21 protein-coding genes are annotated in these 19792 nt (G+C 35.7%); 20 read left to right on the top strand and 1 reads right to left on the bottom strand.

What is annotated here, in order from left to right:
- The first annotated feature begins 68 nt into the window (after positions 1–68).
- Both MKX66_RS29490 and MKX66_RS29495 read left to right on the top strand, forming a co-directional pair.
- Positions 69–2411 carry a hypothetical protein gene (locus tag MKX66_RS29490; protein WP_341088027.1) on the top strand — a complete coding sequence of 781 codons (2343 nt, stop codon included), beginning with the start codon at positions 69–71 and terminating at the stop codon, positions 2409–2411.
- 120 nt (positions 2412–2531) lie between these two features.
- On the top strand, positions 2532–2693 hold the full coding sequence (locus tag MKX66_RS29495) for a hypothetical protein (protein WP_002166813.1): 162 nt from the start codon (positions 2532–2534) through the stop codon (positions 2691–2693).
- Positions 2694–2877: 184 nt separating this feature from the next.
- On the opposite strand, the gene MKX66_RS29500 is transcribed toward MKX66_RS29495, so the two are convergent.
- Positions 2878–3069: a hypothetical protein gene (locus MKX66_RS29500; RefSeq protein WP_215559645.1), complete on the bottom strand. Its 192-nt coding sequence runs from the start codon at positions 3067–3069 to the stop codon at positions 2878–2880.
- A gap of 374 nt (positions 3070–3443) precedes the next feature.
- Here MKX66_RS29500 and cpaB point away from each other — a divergent pair, with 374 nt between their 5' ends.
- From cpaB to MKX66_RS29590, 18 genes are all read left to right on the top strand, one after another.
- The gene (gene cpaB, locus MKX66_RS29505) at positions 3444–4304 is read left to right on the top strand and encodes a Flp pilus assembly protein CpaB (protein WP_002139727.1); all 861 of its coding nucleotides are present in this window, start codon (positions 3444–3446) and stop codon (positions 4302–4304) included.
- Positions 4305–4320: 16 nt separating this feature from the next.
- Positions 4321–5142: an AAA family ATPase gene (locus MKX66_RS29510; protein ID WP_341088030.1), complete on the top strand. Its 822-nt coding sequence runs from the start codon at positions 4321–4323 to the stop codon at positions 5140–5142.
- A 17-nt stretch (positions 5143–5159) separates the two neighbouring features.
- Positions 5160–6593, top strand: coding sequence for a CpaF family protein (locus tag MKX66_RS29515; protein WP_341088032.1), 1434 nt, complete (start codon positions 5160–5162; stop codon positions 6591–6593).
- Positions 6586–7518 carry a type II secretion system F family protein gene (locus tag MKX66_RS29520; RefSeq protein ID WP_341088034.1) on the top strand — a complete coding sequence of 311 codons (933 nt, stop codon included), beginning with the start codon at positions 6586–6588 and terminating at the stop codon, positions 7516–7518. Before MKX66_RS29515 ends, MKX66_RS29520 begins: the two co-directional genes overlap by 8 nt.
- A 1-nt stretch (position 7519) precedes the next feature.
- Entirely contained in the window at positions 7520–8386 is an 867-nt protein-coding gene (locus tag MKX66_RS29525; RefSeq protein WP_341088037.1) for a hypothetical protein, read from the top strand.
- 42 nt (positions 8387–8428) lie between these two features.
- On the top strand, positions 8429–8635 hold the full coding sequence (locus MKX66_RS29530; RefSeq protein WP_000879954.1) for a hypothetical protein: 207 nt from the start codon (positions 8429–8431) through the stop codon (positions 8633–8635).
- Between the two features lie 62 nt (positions 8636–8697).
- Positions 8698–8901, top strand: coding sequence for a hypothetical protein (locus tag MKX66_RS29535; RefSeq protein ID WP_002166805.1), 204 nt, complete (start codon positions 8698–8700; stop codon positions 8899–8901).
- A gap of 71 nt (positions 8902–8972) precedes the next feature.
- A complete protein-coding gene (locus MKX66_RS29540) occupies positions 8973–9173 on the top strand; it encodes a hypothetical protein (protein ID WP_016102691.1) in 201 nt (66 codons plus the stop codon).
- Between the two features lie 81 nt (positions 9174–9254).
- Complete coding sequence (locus MKX66_RS29545; RefSeq protein ID WP_016102690.1) at positions 9255–9860, top strand: WxL domain-containing protein; 606 nt, start codon at positions 9255–9257, stop codon at positions 9858–9860.
- Positions 9861–9933: 73 nt separating this feature from the next.
- Positions 9934–11019: a DUF916 and DUF3324 domain-containing protein gene (locus tag MKX66_RS29550; RefSeq protein WP_341088041.1), complete on the top strand. Its 1086-nt coding sequence runs from the start codon at positions 9934–9936 to the stop codon at positions 11017–11019.
- A 30-nt stretch (positions 11020–11049) separates the two neighbouring features.
- Entirely contained in the window at positions 11050–12975 is a 1926-nt protein-coding gene (locus tag MKX66_RS29555; RefSeq protein WP_016102688.1) for a WxL domain-containing protein, read from the top strand.
- Positions 12976–13015: 40 nt separating this feature from the next.
- On the top strand, positions 13016–13561 hold the full coding sequence (locus tag MKX66_RS29560) for a hypothetical protein (protein WP_341088042.1): 546 nt from the start codon (positions 13016–13018) through the stop codon (positions 13559–13561).
- Positions 13558–14181 carry a hypothetical protein gene (locus MKX66_RS29565; protein WP_326996345.1) on the top strand — a complete coding sequence of 208 codons (624 nt, stop codon included), beginning with the start codon at positions 13558–13560 and terminating at the stop codon, positions 14179–14181. Before MKX66_RS29560 ends, MKX66_RS29565 begins: the two co-directional genes overlap by 4 nt.
- Before the next feature lie 100 nt (positions 14182–14281).
- Positions 14282–14509, top strand: a complete 228-nt coding sequence (locus MKX66_RS29570) for a hypothetical protein (RefSeq protein WP_002139707.1) — start codon at positions 14282–14284, stop codon at positions 14507–14509.
- A gap of 455 nt (positions 14510–14964) precedes the next feature.
- Entirely contained in the window at positions 14965–15516 is a 552-nt protein-coding gene (locus MKX66_RS29575; protein WP_002139706.1) for a hypothetical protein, read from the top strand.
- Positions 15517–15629: 113 nt separating this feature from the next.
- Positions 15630–17405: an LPD1 domain-containing protein gene (locus MKX66_RS29580; protein WP_326996346.1), complete on the top strand. Its 1776-nt coding sequence runs from the start codon at positions 15630–15632 to the stop codon at positions 17403–17405.
- Positions 17395–18711, top strand: coding sequence for a DUF3854 domain-containing protein (locus MKX66_RS29585; RefSeq protein ID WP_326996347.1), 1317 nt, complete (start codon positions 17395–17397; stop codon positions 18709–18711). The genes MKX66_RS29580 and MKX66_RS29585 overlap by 11 nt, the downstream gene beginning before the upstream one ends.
- A gap of 130 nt (positions 18712–18841) precedes the next feature.
- Positions 18842–19753 (top strand): Rpn family recombination-promoting nuclease/putative transposase, encoded by a 912-nt coding sequence (locus MKX66_RS29590; RefSeq protein WP_201063543.1) that lies wholly within the window; start codon positions 18842–18844, stop codon positions 19751–19753.
- Positions 19754–19792 lie beyond the last annotated feature (39 nt).

Genomic DNA, 19792 nt, shown 5'->3' on the forward strand with positions numbered 1-19792 from the left:
AAAGGACACACCTTACGTACCAGCCAATGGTACGGGTGTGTCCTTTTTTGTATTCAGGAGGAATATTCATGAAAATTAAAAAGAAAATACTATTTGCTTGTACATCACTACTGTTGACACTTCCTATTTCAGTAGATGCTAAGAATAATGATATTCCCTTCTTCAATGGGAATGAGGATACTTATCTTTTATCTGGACAATTGCAAATGGAGGGGAAATACGTTCGTCCAGGAAAGGGATATGAAGCTGAGCGCTTAATGTATTTATCTGATTTGCATTATCCAGCTGTATATAATGGGGCTTTTAATTGGGAGAATCCATGGGAAAATTTAGTTCAAAATATCGATTCAAGTGAACCGTATGTACGAATTTCTAATGAAGGTTATATCAATCCATCGATTACTGTTGGGGATAGGATGATAACTGAGAAAGAACGGATTGATTCTGCGGTTATCTCTAATAAGTATTGGGGGAATTCAGAGTTTGTTTTAGAGAATTTAAAATCACATCAAATTGTAAATACAAAAGGTTCAAGATATGGGTTATTCTATTGGATTCGTGATATTGCATATCTTTCTGGTGGATATGCTGGATCTGGTGGAGTAAGTGGGGTTAATAATTATAACTTGTGGTATGTCCGTACCAGTAGGCCTGAAATAAAAGATTTTAAAGCGTCTAGTAGTAAAAAAGATGTACCTGTGAAATTTACATTTAACGGTTTTGAATATGTAAGTAAAGGAAAAGGATACAACGATAAAGATCCGAATGGGACAACAGTAAATCCATATCAAGCAGCAGCTGGTGAACGAAATCGTGTGAAATGGGTGCTAGACATTACAAAAGATGGAGAAACAGTGCATCATCAGGAGAATTACTTACGTTCGAATCCGCAGAAAGATAACGAGAAACAAAATGAAGGCGATGCAGGACAATTTACGAAAGAAGATGTAAGCTGGCAGCCGCAAATGTGCGGGCGCTATACTGCGAAAATTAAAGTAACAGACGCTGTTCAAAGGGATTCAAATGAGAAAACAGTCAACTTTAATGTAGATGGTAATTGTGGTACAGAAGTGACACCTAACCCAGATCCAGGTGATGAAGAAGAGTATAAATATAAAATTGATTTTTCGGCTGATCGAATTGAAGGTGAAACAGCAAGAGAAGGAAAAAATATTAAAACAAGGGTAGATGTATCACGTGATAACTTTAAGCCAGACCGTGACGAATATAGAACGAAGGTAAATAACAACATTAATAAGTCTCAGCAGGAAGTAAATAGCACTGAATCAGATAGAGATAGCGCTCAATCAAGTCTAAGTTATTGCCGTCGTGATCCTATTCATGAAATAGATGCGGAAGGAAATCACCACTATTATGATAGGGACTGCTCATGGGAAGAGAATAGACTAGACAACGCTGCGGGTAGGTTAGATAAGGCAAGAGAGAAGCTAGATAAAGAGAAGAAAAAAATTAAGAAGTTAGATGGATTAGAAGAAAAATATGTGAATCCTGAAACAGTAGTCGTGCTAAAACATAACGGGCAACAGGTGGCTTCACAAAAAGTAAGACTAACAGAGGGAGAAAAGAAAACATTGAACCTTGACTGGCAGCATAAAGGGAAAGGAACAATTCAAGCGGAAATTAACCCTGCTGGTAATCGTATAGATATAGAAGAAACCACATACAAAAATAATCCTATTAAAACAGCTATCTATGCACCATCACATGAAAAAGGGATGTGTGGTGTAACTAGCGTAAAAGGTGTGGTAGAAACAGTCAGTGAGCGTGTTTCTAAAGATGAAACAGTTGGAGAAATGTATTATGAAACATTAAGTGGAAGTATTGATAATCTAGTACCTTCTAAGCTTCATAGTGGATATGGATTCACTTATGAAATAAACGGAAAATACAAAAATGATTGGAATGCAAATTACCCTGGTGTATTTACAGAAGCAACGGCGCAATATCCTTTTGCTGATGAAGGATTAAAAACTACACAAGATTTGGAGCGTGTTTCTAATAATGGATTGACATCGAAATTCCTACCTAAAAATATGTATTTGTCTGAAATAACAGGTCATGTATTTGATAGTAAAAGACCTACTAAGTCTCTATATTGGGATGGGCAGGAAAAAATTATTGATGGCCAACGTAAATGGTATGCACCATTGAAAACGAAAGATGGAAAATATCCGTTTAATGTTGAAACAAACCCAGCAGGTATTAACGAAATGAGCTTATGTATGACGAATGAGATAGAAATTAAAGGCGTTGTGTACGATGACTTCAAAAAGAGAAGAGTACTTGCTGATCTTCCATTCCCTGTACAAACGCCAGGCTGGAATTGGGTCGGAAAAGAACATATTATCACTGATTTGTCAGACTGGTATTATATGAAAAATAGAAAGTAATATTGTATAATAAGATGAATCGACAAAAAAATCCATCTGAAACTAGTAGCTGAATGGATAAACCAAAGGCACATCCCTTAATTGGGATGTGCCTTTTTTTCGTAGAAAGGGGAATGTAAAGTGGATAAAAAGAAAAAACAACGTGTGAGACGTGCAATTTTCATCGGGGTTGTCGCAATGATTGTATCTCTGTGCATTGGCAGTGAATTTCAGGATCGGGATGGGAAAAGCTATGCTCCTGCAAAGTATTTTGAAACAGGAACAAAATTGATTTCTTTTTAATAACAATTTGCTTTTTTTCATCAACTGTTGTAGACGAATCTGCATGACATGTACGATAGTTGGTGTTATAATATGTGTAGAAGTATTATAATAATAGTTTTTGCATAAACTAAAGAAGTCGAAGTGCTGCTAACACTCCGACTAATGTAACTGCTACCGCAAGGTGGTTGGTTGCTAAAAAAGTTTATTTTTTCTTAGAACCGCCCTTCAGACGCTTGCTGGCATTGAGGGTGGTTCTTTTCGTTTTTCGTCGCTTTTTTTGTATTTGTTTCCAAGACGTTGATAGGAATTTACCTACTCGTTTTGCAAAAAATACAGCGACTTCTCTAGCAATAACTTTCAAAATTTCAATTGCTATAGTGAAAAGAATGTCCATTTGGTCACCTCCTTTCCCCATAAAATGAAAGAGAAAGGATAGCAACCGACCACCCTGAAATATTCAGTTACGTTACATCTATTATATCATATTTAATGGGTAGTTAATAGCTTAAAAACCTTGATATGACAACGTTTTTAAAGGTTTTTTGTTTTTTGTAATTCGTGCGTTGGAATAGAAAAAATAGATTTTTTTTAGAAATGATTGACATAAAACCGCATATATCATAATATTGAAATTGTAATATTAAAGAAAACAAATCCAACATTTTCATATAGACTTTAGATTAGCTAAAAGGACACACCTAAGGCGCTTTATGCCATAGGTGTGTCCTTTTTTTGCGTTTAAAGGCTACATAAGGAGGAACACAAACATTGAAGCCATCTAAGTTTCAAAAGAAGCAGATTGCTGCGGTTGGTCTTGCCGCTGCAACAGTCGCTGGTATCTATGGATACAATCATTTTGCAGTGGAGAATGCAGTAAAACCAACAAAGATTGTCGTAGCCGCAAAGGATATACCCGCTCATACAGAGATTAAAGAGGATATGCTAGTTGAACGCACATTACCTGGTGATTCCATTCCGCCCAATGCATTACGCGTGAGTAAGAAAGAGGTCGTAGGAAAATGGACAAATGATGGGCAACCCATTACAGAAAATAGCTATCTCTTCAAAAATAAAGTGGTAAAGAAAGAAGAGTTACCAGACTCTGCAATATTAAACCTAAAAAATGAAGAAGTTGCTTTCCCATTACTCGTTGATCTTGAAACAAGTTCCGGGAATAGTATTATTCCTAATACATACGTGGACTTGTATTTCAAACAGGTTGTGAAAGAAGGAGACAATGAGAAGGTTGTATTCGGTGGTCTTTTCCAACGTGTACGTGTTACGGCAGCAAAAGATAGTAATACGGAAGATGCATTCGTGTTAGAAAAGAAAGAATCAAAAGAGGAACAAGAGGGGAAACAAAAACCGAAGGTAACTCGTTTATATACATTAGCTGTTTCACCAGAACAACTCCAATACTTAAATCGTGCGAAAATGCTTGGAGATGTGATTCCTGTTGCAGTCGGACAAAAGGTAGAACAAACAGGGAAAGAATTACAACCAGCAGAAGGGTTCTCGCAAATATCTGATCAGAAGAACATTTTAGATTATGTAGAGAAACATTCAACCAATCCAATTTCTAAAAATGTAAAAGAATATGTTGCACAGTATCTGAACGAATCCAAATAAGAAAGGGGGTATTAAGATGGAGCGGCAAGTCAGAATGGTTGCTTTTTATGCGACAAACGAAAATGTAGGGAAAAGCACGTTAAGTATTGCGATGGCAAATGAGTTAGCTCATTTAGGGGAAAAGGTGCTGTATGTAGAAGCAGACCAAGTAAGGCCGAGTTTTGCAGTTGGAACAGGTCTTACCCATGACAGCAAAAATATATTAGAGCTTGTTAAAAAAGAAAATGAGTACAATCTCTTGCAGTATATTTGTACAAAACAAGATTTGGTAGAGAAAAAATTGAATCCAAGGTTGATACAAAAATTGCACGATAAGATGGATTTTCTAGTATTTCCATCAGGATATAACATGGCTCACTTCCCTGAGATTCAAAACAAAGAATTATTTGTAACAACATTCATCGAATCGCTTGTAGCCACAGAATACGATTACATCATTCTATCTGTACCAACTGAATTATCAGAGGTACTGAGTTACCCAATCTTATATCAATCAGATATTGTGGTTCATGTGCTAAATAGTAATCCTCGTGGTGCTTTAGCAATTAAGCAAGAATTGCAGTTGATAGAAGAAACGAAGCTGACATTACCTCGTATGATTCATGTTTTGAACATGGGGGATGAGAATTATGTAGAAGATATTGAAAAGCTTTCTTCTCAAAAAATTGCGGTGACCATTCCATATGATAGAGATCGTACAAGTTACGAATGGGGAATGCAGATTGGTTCCCCACAAATTAATACAAAGGTCCATCACATTATGGAAGCAGCTGGTCTTGATATTGCATCCCAGCATACATCCTCTATGAAAAAGGGTATCTTTGGTTTTCGAAATTAAAAGGGGAGGTTAGTAGTATGTGGGGTTATTTACAGGCAAAACAAGTGGCCTTAAAACGAAATCGAGTAGATTTATACCATTTTGGTTATATGATTCGTTCCAAATCGGCTCGAAAATTAGGGACGACTACAGCTCAACAAATTAAAGATATAACGGATGAAATTCGTGCGTTTTTAGTAAAAGAACATCGTGATATTTTAAGTGAGTCCTTTATGAATAAGGAGAAGAGAGCTGCTGTAGAAACGATCATTAAAAACTTTTTGTTAAGTAATCAAGTTGTTATCGCAGATGTTCCTTCGGATCAGTTATTAAACATGGTATGTGATGACATTGTGGGATTCGGGATTATAGAGTCTTTGAAAGAGGATAAGGACGTAACCGATATTTATATAAATGGCACAAAAGAGATTATTTACGAAAAAATTGGGGAGGGAGAATGTACATTTCCTTACCGATTTGAAACGGAAGAAGAAGTCAAAGCTTTAGCCTACAAGATGGTAAACAGTACGTCAGAATCATTAAATACAGCAAAGCCATATGTAGATTGTGTATTTCCGTATATACGTATCAATATTGCGTTAGATGAACTTGGGGGACTAGGAACAACGATAACGATTCGTAAGAATGCGGATCATCTTCGTGCCTCTGAAGAGCGTATGTTATCTACAAATCAAGCATCGAGAGAGATGTTGGACTTTTTGGCCGCAGCCGTGAAAGCCAAAATGAATATTTTAGTGGCGGGAGCAACAGGTACAGGGAAGTCAGAGTTTATGAAATATCTTGCTTCTCATATTCCGAAAGGGAAAAAGAAAGAACGTACTCTCGTAGTAGAAGATAACCCAGAATTATATTTGCATCGTATTTTTCCAGAACATCATTTTGTTCCGATGCAGTGTAGGGCATCGGAAGTAGAAGAGAATACAATTGACTTTGATAGATTGCTAACAAATGCGTTACGGCAAGGACCAAAGCGATTAATAGTAGGGGAATCAAGGGGGAAAGAAGCATTAAAAATGCTGAACTTCTTCCAAACAGGACACCCTGGTTTTACTTCTGTCCATGCAAGAAGTGCAAAAGAAGCAGTTAGACGTTTAATGCTCATGTGTCTGCAAAGTGGTGCGAACATTGACGCCCAGTATTTATATGAATTAATTTCACAGACATTTGATGTGATTGTCTTTTTAGAGAAGAAAGATGATGGGAATCGTTATATTACAGAGATGATTGAACTATTGGATTATCGAGATGATATACAGTTCAATCAGCTTTCTCAGTTTATCCCGACATATGAGGAACATGATGAAATGAATGAGAGAGTAGGAAAGATTCATGGAGATCATATCGCTACAGCGACAATGTCGGCTGATATGGAAAGGAAGTTCCGTTCTTCTACAGTAAATCCAGCTCTTTATGCACCATTCCTTACACAACAGGAGGTGCAGTATGCATAGTTTGTTAGCTTATGGATGTATATTACTCATATTCATGAGTGTACTATTGTTAGTTTTACTTTTTACAAAATCTAAGGGTTCTGCCCTTTCTCAATTTGTACAAGAAAATGAGAAAGAAGAAAGACGCTTAGAATTACGGAATATCAAAGGAATAAGGATGTATCTTCCGCAATCCGTTATCCAGGAAGCCCCAAAGTACGAGTGGAAACTGACGAAAAGTATGTACTGGGTATATACGGCACTTTCAGGCATGAGTATTGCAGCAGTATTCTATTTTTCCTTTGGGAGAGATCCTTTTACACTGATTTCCGCTTTATGTGGGTTTTTAGTTCCAAGATTTCTTCTCTATCGAAGAAAAAAACGTTACTACTTGGTTGTCATAGACCGTCTATCTATCTATATGAAAGCTGTAGCAAATGCACTTCAAATTAGTAATAACGCAAAACGTGTGTTACTTCAGGTGAAACCGATGATGCATGACAGTATTCAAGAAGAAATAGAAAAAGTTTCTCTTTTATTAGAAGGTGGAACAACGATGCACCGTGCATTTAGAGGGTTTAATGAAACCTTTAACTTTAGAGAATTGGTTTTCTTCCACGAAATGTTGGAAGTATGTAGCCGAGAAGGTGGAGCGAATTCAGTGCAAGTCTTACTAGATATTGCAGAAGATTTCGAAAAACAAAAGCTATACCTGGCAAGATTACGTTCTAGTTTGTCACAAGCACAACGTGCTTTTGTACAGAACTGCTTAATAGTTATCGCCATGCCGATTGTCATTATGGTGATGTCAAAAGAGGCGTATGGATTTTTAGCAGGTTCTATGATGGGGAAAATTGCATTAGCGGTAAATATGTTTATTGTATTTTTCCTAGCAACCCGTGTAGAAAAGATTGCAAATTATAACCCGACAGAAAGGGGGGAATAAGATGGACGCGTTTTTAGGTTTAGTCATATTTGTCGTCATGTACTGGGTATTCTCCACCTTTCTACAAAGCAAAAAAGACAGTGGGAGTCTACTTACCCATTATGTAGAAAATGCGAAGCGGATTGAAAAGAAGAATTTGAATCAAATGATGCTTGCTCCTTTCCAATCGTTATCACATAAGTATTTGACAGAAGAAAAGAAAGAGCAGATTCAGAAAAAACTAGAAGAAGCTGGTTTGGATACAAACCCAGAAGAATATTTAAAAATGAAGGTTGCGTATCCCATCATTTTCACCTCTGTTTTCCTAATTTGTAGTGTATTTCATGATTACTACTTATTTAAAGTAGGTGTTTTAATTTCGCCATTCCTTTATTTCTATCCAGACTACTTATTAAAGAGAAAAATGAAGCAGGCGATAGAAGCAAGGAAGTTTGAATTACCGGAGTATTTAATTCCGTTGCTGCAGTTGTTAAAGACACATACAACATTAGAAGCAGTAAAAAAGGCACAGATATATGCAGGGAGACATCTTAGTCCGTATGTATCGACTCTTACAGCAGAATTAGAAATGTATGCGGGCTCGGATCAACCGTTTAGGAACTTCGCAGCAGCTTTAAATAGTCCAGAAGTAAACACTTTTACGATTGCGTTACAACAAGCGCAAAAAACGGACAAGGTACAAAGTCTACGTATTATGGATTCGCAAATCAAAATGATGCGTGAATTAAAACATGAGAACTACAACCGTCTGATTCAAGATAAACCAATGGAAATGAATAAATTTAACGTTGCGGTTATTGGTTGTATCGTTATTTATCCAATGGTCATTGTTATTCAATCCTTAGCACAAGGATTTGCAAGTATATAAAAAGACATTATCCCAAATTGAATAGGTAAAGGAGCAAAACATATGTTAGCGAAAATGAAGAATTGGTTGAAAAATGAAGACTCACAATTATCATCAGAAAACGGTATGCTAATCGCTTTAGCGGTAATTATTGTACTAGTCATTGGACCATTTGTATGGAAAGCAATTCAAGGGGGCTATGATACGATTCTGGCGCGATTCACAAAAGCATCAAGCAATGCAGATGTAGACTCTTGGAACAAGAAATAAAAGGTTAGTTTCATAATGTTTGTTAGAAATAGCTCAAATAAATAGATAAGGGAGATTCAATCATGTTAGCAAAAATGAAGAATTGGTTAAAAAACGAAGATTCACAGTTGTCGTCAGAAAACGGTATGCTAATCGCGTTAGCGGTAATTATTGTACTTGTTATTGGACCATTTGTATGGAAGGCAATCCAAGGTGGATATGACACAATTCTAGCTCGATTCACAAAAGCATCAAGCAATGCAAATGTGGATTCTTGGAACAAGTAATAAAATTTTAATTAGGTAAATTCTTATCCTAGTAGTTTCCTAAAATCGATATATAAAGGGGCAAAAATAAAATGTTAGTAAAAGCGAAAAATTGGTTAAAAAACGAAGATTCACAGTTATCATCAGAAAACGGTATGCTAATCGCGTTAGCGGTAATTATTGTACTAGTCATTGGACCATTTGTATGGAAAGCAATCCAAGGTGGTTATGATACGATTCTAGCACGATTCACAAAAGCATCAAAAAATGCAGATGTAGATTCTTGGAACTAAATTAAACTTTTTAGGTTCGCACATAAGGGGAGTCACGTATCGTGTGGCTCCTTCTATAAAATAAAATTAGGAGGTATTATGATGAAATTTGGTAAAGTAATGATTCCTACTTTAGTAACAGTAGCTCTTGGCATGTCACTATTGGGTACACCTGCAAGTGCGGCGACAACAGCGGAGACAAAGCTAACTCAAAGTATAACTGGTGGCGAACATAATGTTGCTGTCACACCAGTTAGTAATTTTAATGCGATGACACTAAGTGGAGAAACACAAGTGACAAATGCCAATCCTGGTGTACTAACAGTGACAGATGCGACGGGTTCAGGAGATGGCTGGAGAATTAATGTAAAAGCAGATCAATTTAAGGTCAGTGGAGATACCAAATCAAATCGAACACTTCCAAAGGGCTCTTTAGTATTGAATAATGGCGGTGCTGCTATTACGAAAGTAGGAGGGACGAGTTCACCCAATCCGGAGTTTAAATCAACAAATTTTATAATTGACACCGATAACCAGGTGACAATTTTAAGTGCGAAAAAAGATGAGGGTATGGGAAAGTATAACGTGAGTTTTAATGATAAGTCTATGGCGTTAACCTTAAATCCACATAGTACATATGTAGAGAATAAGGCTGGTGCTACCTCATATGAGTCGAAACTTACTTATTCGATTGTAACAGGACCCTGATTAGAAATTATAGTGCAGAAGAGATACATATTATAGATATGCTTCTCTTCTGTATATAGAAAGAAGGTGCAATATGAAAAGTTATGCGTATAAAATTTCTATTAGTATATTGGTGGGTATTGTGTTCGCTTTGAGCTTATGCCTAAAACCTTTTCAGCTTGTTTATGCAGAAGAAAAACAAGATAGTCTACCATTTGATGTAAACATTTATGTTCCAGATAATCAATTAGGCGATATCAAAAACTATTTTAATTTGCAGGTGAAAAAGAAACAGAACCAAACAGTGAAATTGGATATACACAATAAAGCTAATACCCCAATTAAAGTGAATATAAAGGTGGCCAATGCTCTCACCTCTACAAATGGTGGTATTATGTATGTGCCAAATCGTGAGGTTTCACAAAGTACGTTAATGGATACAGATTTTTATATGGATCAGTATGTGCAAGCTCCTTCTACTGTTACTTTAGAAGGAAATCAAACGAAAACCGTAGAGATACATGTAACGATACCTAATCAAGATGGAGTATTTTTGGGCGGATTATTATTTCAATTAGCACAAGATACAAAATCGCAGGATCTTGAAAAAGATGGACTGAACTTCTCTGTACATAACCGTATCGAATATGCGGTCGCGATACAATTGAATGTAGATAAGACTGAAAATTCAGTTAATAACTCATCTTTGAAGTTAAATGGCACAGCGATTGAATCATATCCAACACAACCGCAAGTACATGCACTTATTCAAAATACAAATGCAAATATAGTGAGGGATGTGGCAGTTTACTATGAAGTTTTATCTAAGGATAACGTTCTATTTCATGGGAATATCCCAGCGTTCAATGTTGCCCCGAAATCCAAGGTAGGATTGGCTATTCCATGGAAAGCGAAAGAATACAAAGATGGAAAGTATATGCTAAAAGTCACAATAAAAGAGAATGGTGTACCCAAAACATATACAGAAGAATTCCAGATAACTGCTTCTAATGTGACAGAGTACGCGGAACAAACTGGTGCAGTAAAGGTATTACCGACGTTTTCTAATCAAACATATATGATAGTGGCTGGTGTTGTTATAGTAATCATTTCAATATTTGTATTTGTATGGTGGAGAAAGAAGCATGCAAAACAGCAAGAGGAAAAGAAAGCCTCTTAGAGAGCAAAAAAACGAAAGGAGGGGACAACGGTGAAATGGGGGAAGCTTTTCACTTCAATCATGCTTTTAAGTGCTTCATACCTATTTCTTGATTCAAAAGATAATTCTATATTAGCTGATCAAGTAGAAAAACAGCAGAATGGTATTCCAACTCTCACTGCAAGTGGAAAAGAGAATGAGGTCAAATTGGAATGGGCAATTGATATCTTAGATCAAGATGTACTATGGAAAATTGATTTTAATAACCCTAAAGATGTCAATTTTATGAATGGTTGGGGAGAATTTTATGGGAATGGGAATCAAAGTTTACAATCAGAAGTCTATTATCCAAATGGTGCAGATACCAGCGGATACAAAGTATTTGATACAAAATTAGGAGGGAATCGAGTCTTATATCCTTATACAGTAAGAGAAAGTTCCATTGCTGTTTTTAAGCGATTAAACGTGCCTAATAATGCTTATATTTCCGCTACCTTTAAAGCAAAGTCACAAGGAGTAGGAAAGATTAGCTTTTATGGGGATGGAAGTTGGGAAACGGGGAGAGAGTTTGATTACTACAACGCTACTGTTTTAAAAGATGTGCCGAGCGGTTCGAAAGAATTAGAAATTAGTAATATATCCTTGTTTCCAGAAAGAGAACCAGGCACCAACATACCAAGGGATAGAAAACATATAACTTCGGATGTAAACAAAGATGTGTATCAAGATTCTCCGATGGTAGATAAAGTAATTCCTTATCAGGATGGTTCTGGACAGGGGAAATTAATTTTAAACGCTCCCATTGCGAATCCGATTAAACAAGGAGAACGCTTAAAAGCAAGAAAATGGGCAGCACCTATCCAATTACCAAATAATCGTACGGTCACAAAGGATGATTCTAATAAAGACATAAATGGATGGTCTACATTTAGTATGAATACCCAAGTTGCAAATAATCCTTTTTATATTACTGAGCAACGAGGCGTAACGTTTTATATGCTTGCGTATTCAGAAGGAATTACATATGTGGATGAATTAAAAGTGGGATATGCATCAGAAGCAGAAGTATACCGAGGGAATCAGCAAATATATAAAGGTAGACTTTCTGACTATGTAGATAAAGAAGCAAGGGATCAAGCTGTACCAACTGCACCTGAAGGTTTTCAAATAGAAAATAGAGAGTTAAAGGAAACAAAAGTAACATTTGATTCCGCGATAGATAAAGGGAGTACCTATCATTATAAAATTCGTGGAGTTGGTAGGAATGGAGCTTCGGACTTTTCTAAGGAGGTTCCTGCAACTGTAACAAGTGGCGTAAAGGGATATGAATATGTAGTAAATGATAAACTCGATACATCTATCGATAAAGTAAGTGGTGTTCAGTTTACAAGTCAGACTAGCATTCAGTTTCCGACGGATTATTCTAAGCCGCAATATGTACATATCCGAACAGTAGATAAAGCTGGAAATAAAAGTGCAACAAAGCATGTTTCTACCACACAAAAAGGGCATGTAGACATGCTCACTGTACCAAAAAGTGTGGAATTCAGTCCTATCCAATTAAATGGAGAAAAACAAAATTCATTTGGTACGCTAGGGGAAATCATGATACATGATAGTCGGAATCAAGCGGATGGTTGGAGATTGAATGTTACTATATCACCATTTACAGAGTCGAACATATCAAAACAATTGCCAAAGGGTTCTCTATACTTGAAAAATCAAGTGAGTGTAACAAAAGTAAAAGGGCCAGAGACAGGAAAACCTACTGTACAGGTTCCAAATGCTCCTATTGATAATGGGGCAGCACACACCATTATTCAGGCTCCAAAAGATGTAGCGATTGGAGAATATCAAATAGATTTTGGTCAAAATGCATTTCAGCTTCAGCTAGACCCAGGGACAACCTATGTAGGGAAGAATCGGCAAGCAACTTATACTTCTACGGTCACATGGTCTTTAGTAAGTGGACCTTAATAAGTCATCTAAACATGAATGAAATAAGGAGAGAGAAAATATGAGCATATATGTAATGGGAATACTGATAGGGTATATGATTCTGAATGTAATTACTGATTTGAAGTATAGAAAAACAAAAAATATGTGGCATCTACTATTCTTACTTGTGGGTATAGGAATCACTTATTTTGATGGGATACGAACAGGAAAAGAGATTGCGATTGTACTAGTCATGGCCTTAGTATGTGGTTTATTGTTAGAGACGTTTAAATTTTCTTCACCCGGTGATACGAAAATGCTTGTGGTGGTAGCTTTATATGTTAGCAATGTAGTAGAAGAATCGGCTATGCTTACCGCTATTACATTAACAGCTTTCCATTTACTATTCTTTTGGATTGCTAGTGTGTATCGGTTAATTAAGATTTTAGGGTTTGTGGGAGCTATTAAAGACCAATTAGAGCATGCTGCCTCTATATTTGGTGCGAAACTACCAAAGAAAGAAATACAGCTCATTCAGAGCTTTCCAGGGGCTTGTTCTATTTTATTAGGAGCTATTGTGTATGTTGCTTTCACTATATATCAAAACGGAGGTATCTGGGCTTGAATAGTAGAATCATTCATCAAAGAGAAACGTATATTTATTTCACGATATTCGCACTAGTAGGAGTACTTCTTGTAAACATGTTTATTAATATGGTCTTTATAATAGCGTATCCGTTACTTATAGGATTAATTGTACAGGTTGTCCTGCTTCAGAAGATAAAAAAGCCGTTTTATTGGAGCGGAAAAGAATTAACGGAACAGTTAAAACTAAAAAATATATTTCTAGTAGAATCAAACATATTAGGAGATGAAGAAGGAACTGTCTATGAGGTGCATCAAATGCCTTTTGCATTTTCTAATGGATTAATTAATAAAGATAAGAGCTATAAAGTCATAAAACAAGAGTATGAGAGAAAAGTCAAAGAGGATTTAACGAAAATTGCAAAATGGCAAGTTACAACAAAAGCTAGGCTAGTTACTACTACACATTTTCGCTTGTATGTGATTTGGCAGAAAAACAGTACAGGCTATCAGCTGAAAAAGTTAGAAGATTGTATTGATCCTTATGCAAAGATGAACCTTATTCAATGGGTTATTGCCTCCTTTTGTACAACTGGTCGTATCAAGTATGACAAACAGCCGAAAGATTGGTCTAGTTATGAATGGTTAGCATTAAAATAATGTAAGAGACTTAGGTCTCTTTTTCTTGTTATGGTAAATAAACTATTAAACAGTGTTTTAATTTAATATAATAATATTTAAATTGAAAGGAGGTTTAAAAGTGAATCTATCAAACTTTAAAAAAGAATATAAAATAAATTTTTTATTTTGGGGTATACCAATGTTTTTCTTTATGAACCTAATATTTTACAAAGATATTATCAAATATGTTCAAAATAAAGAGTGGTTCAACCTGATTTCAGATGTTTTTATTTCCCTATTAATAGTAATAGTGGGAACGATACTATATACAGTTTTATATTTAGTGATTTCAAAACCAAAAAAATAAATAAATTTTTATGAGAAAGAAACAAAAAAGAGGGTCATTTTATTGTCCCTCTTTTTTAAAATGACGAATGAGATACGACTCAATATCTCGTGTAGGATACTTTTATTACACAGCATTTGAAAAAAATGCAAAAGAAATGAGCGGAATATCTTGATGAAACATAAAATTGTTGAAATTCTGGTATGAATTCATTAATATAAAATTATAGTTATTGTTTAATTGATTCCGTTTATTCCCACACCTTATGTGTTGTGGTTGAGTTGTAGAAGCAAGTTGCGTCTTGTTTCAATTGTGAAAGGGCTTCTTTGAGCCGATTAGTGTATATATAGCTTATTTTGCTATGCACATTATTAATCGACTTGAAGAAGCCCTTTTTGTGTTGTTTTCAAGTCTGTTGAATTTATATGAGCCATTATCATATCGGGCAAAAATTATTATTTATGGGGGATTTTATTGTGAAAATGAGTTATGAAGTATCCATATTTTGTTCTGCACATCCAAATGACTTTATACCGAGTTTGCGTGCATTACGAATGAGAGTTACAAAAGAAGGAGCGTTTTGGGAACGAGATTGTTATCAGTTTTCTATTAAACCATCAAATTTGTCGCAACAAGAGGCAAAACAAGCAGGGGAAATCTATTTGTATCATGTCTATTTTAATGGATGTATACGAGATTTCCTTTTTTTATTGGAAAAGTGCTTTAGTGGGACGAGTTTTCGTTTTACAGCCATCCGTGGATTTTTAGAGGTAGAGGGATATTTGCTCAAGCAATGGAAACCGATTCTGCATAGCCATCATGTAAAGTCTTCAGATGTAGATTGTATTTTTAAGAAAGATGATCTTACAATGCTTGTTCATCATCATGGATGTTTAGAAGTGGTTAAGCGTGCGGAGAAAGGCGAACAATTAAAAAAAGTAAACTTTCTAAAGGTAGATAGCTGGTTACAATCACTTAATCCAACAAAAGAGGATTTATTCTCTTTAACAGGTGTAAGTGTATCGTAATGAATGATTTACAAAACCATATGGAAGTATGCAGACAGAGGGAATGACAGAAATCCGTAGTGAAAAATTACTATGAATTTCTGTCTTTTTATTTTATTGAGGAGGATTAGAGTATGAATTTATTTGAAATGTTTGATTTAGAGGTAGGAGAAAACGTAATGGTACAAGATGTGAGAACAGATAAACAAGTTCGCAATCGATACAGTTATGATGTAGGTGAGAAATTAGTGGGAGCAAAGAAAGAGATACGAGCTTTAAAAGAATCATTTTTAGTATCATTTTCTTTAGAAATTTTAGCGGAAATTGAAAAAGAATCTGCAGTAGAGGCGCTAAATGCATTGGATCGAAACACATTGATTCCATTTTCTTTTGAACAAGAAAAAGAAAATGATATCCCGCCACATGTTGCAAAGTTAAAGCAACTACTGGTAGGTAGAATAAATAAGAAGCCAATTGTAGACACACCGACTGCAAGGAAGTTGTATGTTCAAGCATGTAGAAGAATATGGAATGATATACAGTCAGTATATACCTTAGAACAATGGGTAGATCTTGTTGTTTCTTATGGTATGGAAATGAGCAACGGTTGGTCTGCATTTAGAAAAAATAAGAGTGTCACATACACATTTAAAAGAATGGTGGAAGAATATTTTGATGAGTTTGTTGATGCAGATGGTATGGAGTTATTAATACTAGGAAAGAAATTCATATCACTTTGTACAAATTCTAAAAGTATTAATTCTACGTATCATCGTGTATCACATGAACTAACATGGAATGATTTACTTACAAAAAAGGTTACGACTCGTAAGAAATCCGCAGCTGCTTGGAGTAGGAAACTGCCAGATACCCTGCAAAGAAAAGGACCAGGATTAGAACTTGCTACCAAACCTGAAGACGTAGTTGCTATGTTTGGTTTAAAAGGAATGCAATTTGGGCATTATTGCACCGAACAATATGCAAAAGAGCATATTGGGCATGTATCTGAAGCGTTACATGATTTAGCTCGTATATTGGGGATTCCACCTGAATATATAGGACTAGGAGGACGCTTAGGACTTGCGATTGGTGCGAGAGGAAGCGGCAATGCATTAGCACATTATGAACCTTCTACCAAAATAATTAATTTAACTCGTGATAATGGAGTTGGAGCATTGTGTCATGAATGGGGCCATGCATTGGATCATTTCTTGTATGATTGTAGTCATGATTTTCAAAACGGTAGCTTTGCTTTCCTATCAAGTGGGAAGAGTGTCGGGAATATCTTGCCTGCTATTATCAAAGATAAGATGCAAGCTGTGCTAGATGCCTGTAAACAAGGAAAAGTGGCCAGAGTAATTAATGTGGAAACTGCCTATGATAGAAAGTGGTATTTCTATGGTAATGTCATTAATAGTTATGATGTATGTAAGGGAAATGTGTCAGGTATTCTAGAATCATATCACTTAAGTTCGTACAGAAATCTGGATACCTTATCAGGGGCATCTAAGACGCGTATGGAACGTAAGATTGAAAAAGAATTTGAGAAAACCGCACAAATGTTGGCTGCTTATCACTATAAAAAAACAGGCGAAAAACTTAATGAAATATCTTATCAAGCGAAAGGGTCTGTATACTTTGATACAGCCATTAAGTTAGATAAGAAGAGAACCAAAAAGTATTGGTCTACGAATCATGAAATGTTTGCTAGAGCATTTGAAGCGTATGTAGAATCAGCTTTACTAAATCAAAAACATAGAAACGATTATTTAGTTTGTGATACATATTCTTTCGTATATCCGTTAGGAGAACAAAGAAAACATCTAAATAGAAGTATAAAGAGTTTAATGGAAATAGCTGTTCCATATATAATAAACAGTATACAAGGAGTGGGGAATAATGAATTATAACATTCAAAAAGGTCAATTTCGTTTAACGAGTGCTTATCCAAGAGGGAGCTGGTGGGAATTTTACCGTGTTACGTGTCCGATTTGTCATGATACAGGTAATTGCATGCTGCATGTTTCGCAAGAGAAGGTAGCATGTACACGTGTAGAAAGTAAATGGATTTACGGAAAAAACACGGGTAACCCAAGCTACATTCACTACATAAATGGAAAAGATAAGTATCAATTGCCTGAGGCGGATGAAGTTCAGATTCATGATAAGAAAAGTAATGAGGAATTAGATGTGTTTAATCGTAAGTTAATGGATTTTATACCCTTACAAGAGCATCATCATGCACATTTATTAAGAGATAGGAAAATGAACGAGGAACAAATACAAGTACGTCAATATCGTTCGTTCTTAAAACAACAAATTGTGTTAGTAGAGGATAATACGTACTCGACAGTTTGGGAGAAACTATTTGAACAAATTGGGAGAAAAAATTGCTGGCAGGGTATTCCGGGATTTTATGAGATGAAGAAAGGTCAACTTTCTCTTCGTTTGATGTCAGGCTCTTCTGGTATATTGATCCCTTTTCGAAACCAGTATAATCAAATTGTTGGATGGCAGGTTCGTGTGGATGAAGTGAAAAACTCAGTTCATGTGAAATCTGCCCCCACTGGAGTTCAAGCAGAATTAATTGAACAACCTAATGTTGTAAAGATAACTAAGAATGGTGATTGTATCTTTGAAGGCGAACTAGAAGTGAGCAAAAAAGTAGAAATTCCATTCCGAGAGGAAAGAATTGTTGTAAAGATTCATAAAGGACAAAAATACCTATGGCTCTCATCAGCAAACAAAAATCAAGGAACTGGTGCAGGAGGAGGTAGTGAAAATCCACTTCCTGTACACGTAGCGGTACCAAGCTCTCACTTGAAGCATTGGAATTCTGGTACTTTACATCAAACGAAATCAGTAATGATCACAGAGGGACCTATGAAAGCAGATCTGATTGCTGATTTGCTGCCAGAGAGATTTAATAAAGCGGAACTTTCTGAAGTAGGGACAACGGTTCTTGCGATTCCTGGTGTAAATGCTTGGCGAATTGCTATACCTGTATTAAAGGATATGGGAGTAGAAAATGTCTATCTAGCGTTTGATGCCGATTTAGTAGAGAATAAAAAAGTAAGAAAAGCTCTTATAGACTTTGCGACAAAGTTAAAGCAAGAGGGCTATAACGTTATCATAGCTGCCTGGAATCCAACGCAAGGTAAGGGTCTGGATGATACGATGCAAGCGGGATTTAAACCTGTATTTCAGAGACTATAAAAGTCAAAAATTAGGTTGATATTTTCATAAATAGGTAGGTTGAAAAAGATAGAGTTTGTAATTCTATCTTTTTCTTATACCCAATTACTATAGAGAGTTTAAATTAACTAAAAGAAAGGTAGAAGAGAATATGAATACATCTATGAAAAAAAATCTAGTAAATTTACGAGTTGATTTTGCTTTCAAGCGCTTGTTTGGAGTAGAGGGAAACGAGGTTATACTTATTGGTTTTCTTAATGCAGTATTACAATCCTCTTTAGATGAGGAAATTATTTCTTTGCATTTAGATGATCCGCATCTTCCAAGGGAGCAAAAGGATGATAAATTATCTATTTTAGATTTGCGAGCTACCCTTAATAGTGGTATAAAATTAAATATAGAGATACAGGTTCGCGACAAAAAAGACATGATCGAGCGATCTTTGTTCTACTGGGCTGGCATGTATTATTCCCAAATGACTCAGGGGATGAAGTATACAGAATTAAGACCAACTATTTGTATTAATATAGTGGACTTCATTCTGTTTCCAGAAGAAGAAGACTTTCATAATGTCGGTGTAGTCATGAACAAAAAATCAGAGCACATAATTTCTGAGAATATGCAATTGCACTTTCTAGAGATTCCAAAAGTAATTCGAGAATGGCAAGAAGAACGAATGGATCCATGGGAGGATATATTAGCACGTTGGCTATTATTATTTCCTGCATATGAAGATGAGAAATTAACTACAATCCTGGAGGGAATCGCGATGGAAAAAGATCCAGTTTTGAAAAAGGCAATAGAGGATTGGGAGCGTTTAAGTAGTGATAAGGACTTTTTACGCTTATATGAGGCGAGAGAGAAGGCAATCAAAGATAGAATATCAGAAATAGAGACGGCAGAAGAAAAAGCCGCGGAAAAAGCAGCAAAAGAAGCTAGAATAGCAACTAAGATAGAGATGATTCACAATTTAATTAATGTCGGTGTACCTATTGAGAAAGTAGCGGAAGCCACTGAATTAAGTGTGGAAGAGGTTAATGAAATTCTAAAAAATAAAGAGTAAATATAAATGATATAAAACAGGTAATTGTGATTACAAACA

This window comes from Bacillus sp. FSL R9-9530 (assembly GCF_038008145.1).
Lineage (GTDB): Bacteria > Bacillota > Bacilli > Bacillales > Bacillaceae_G > Bacillus_A > Bacillus_A mycoides.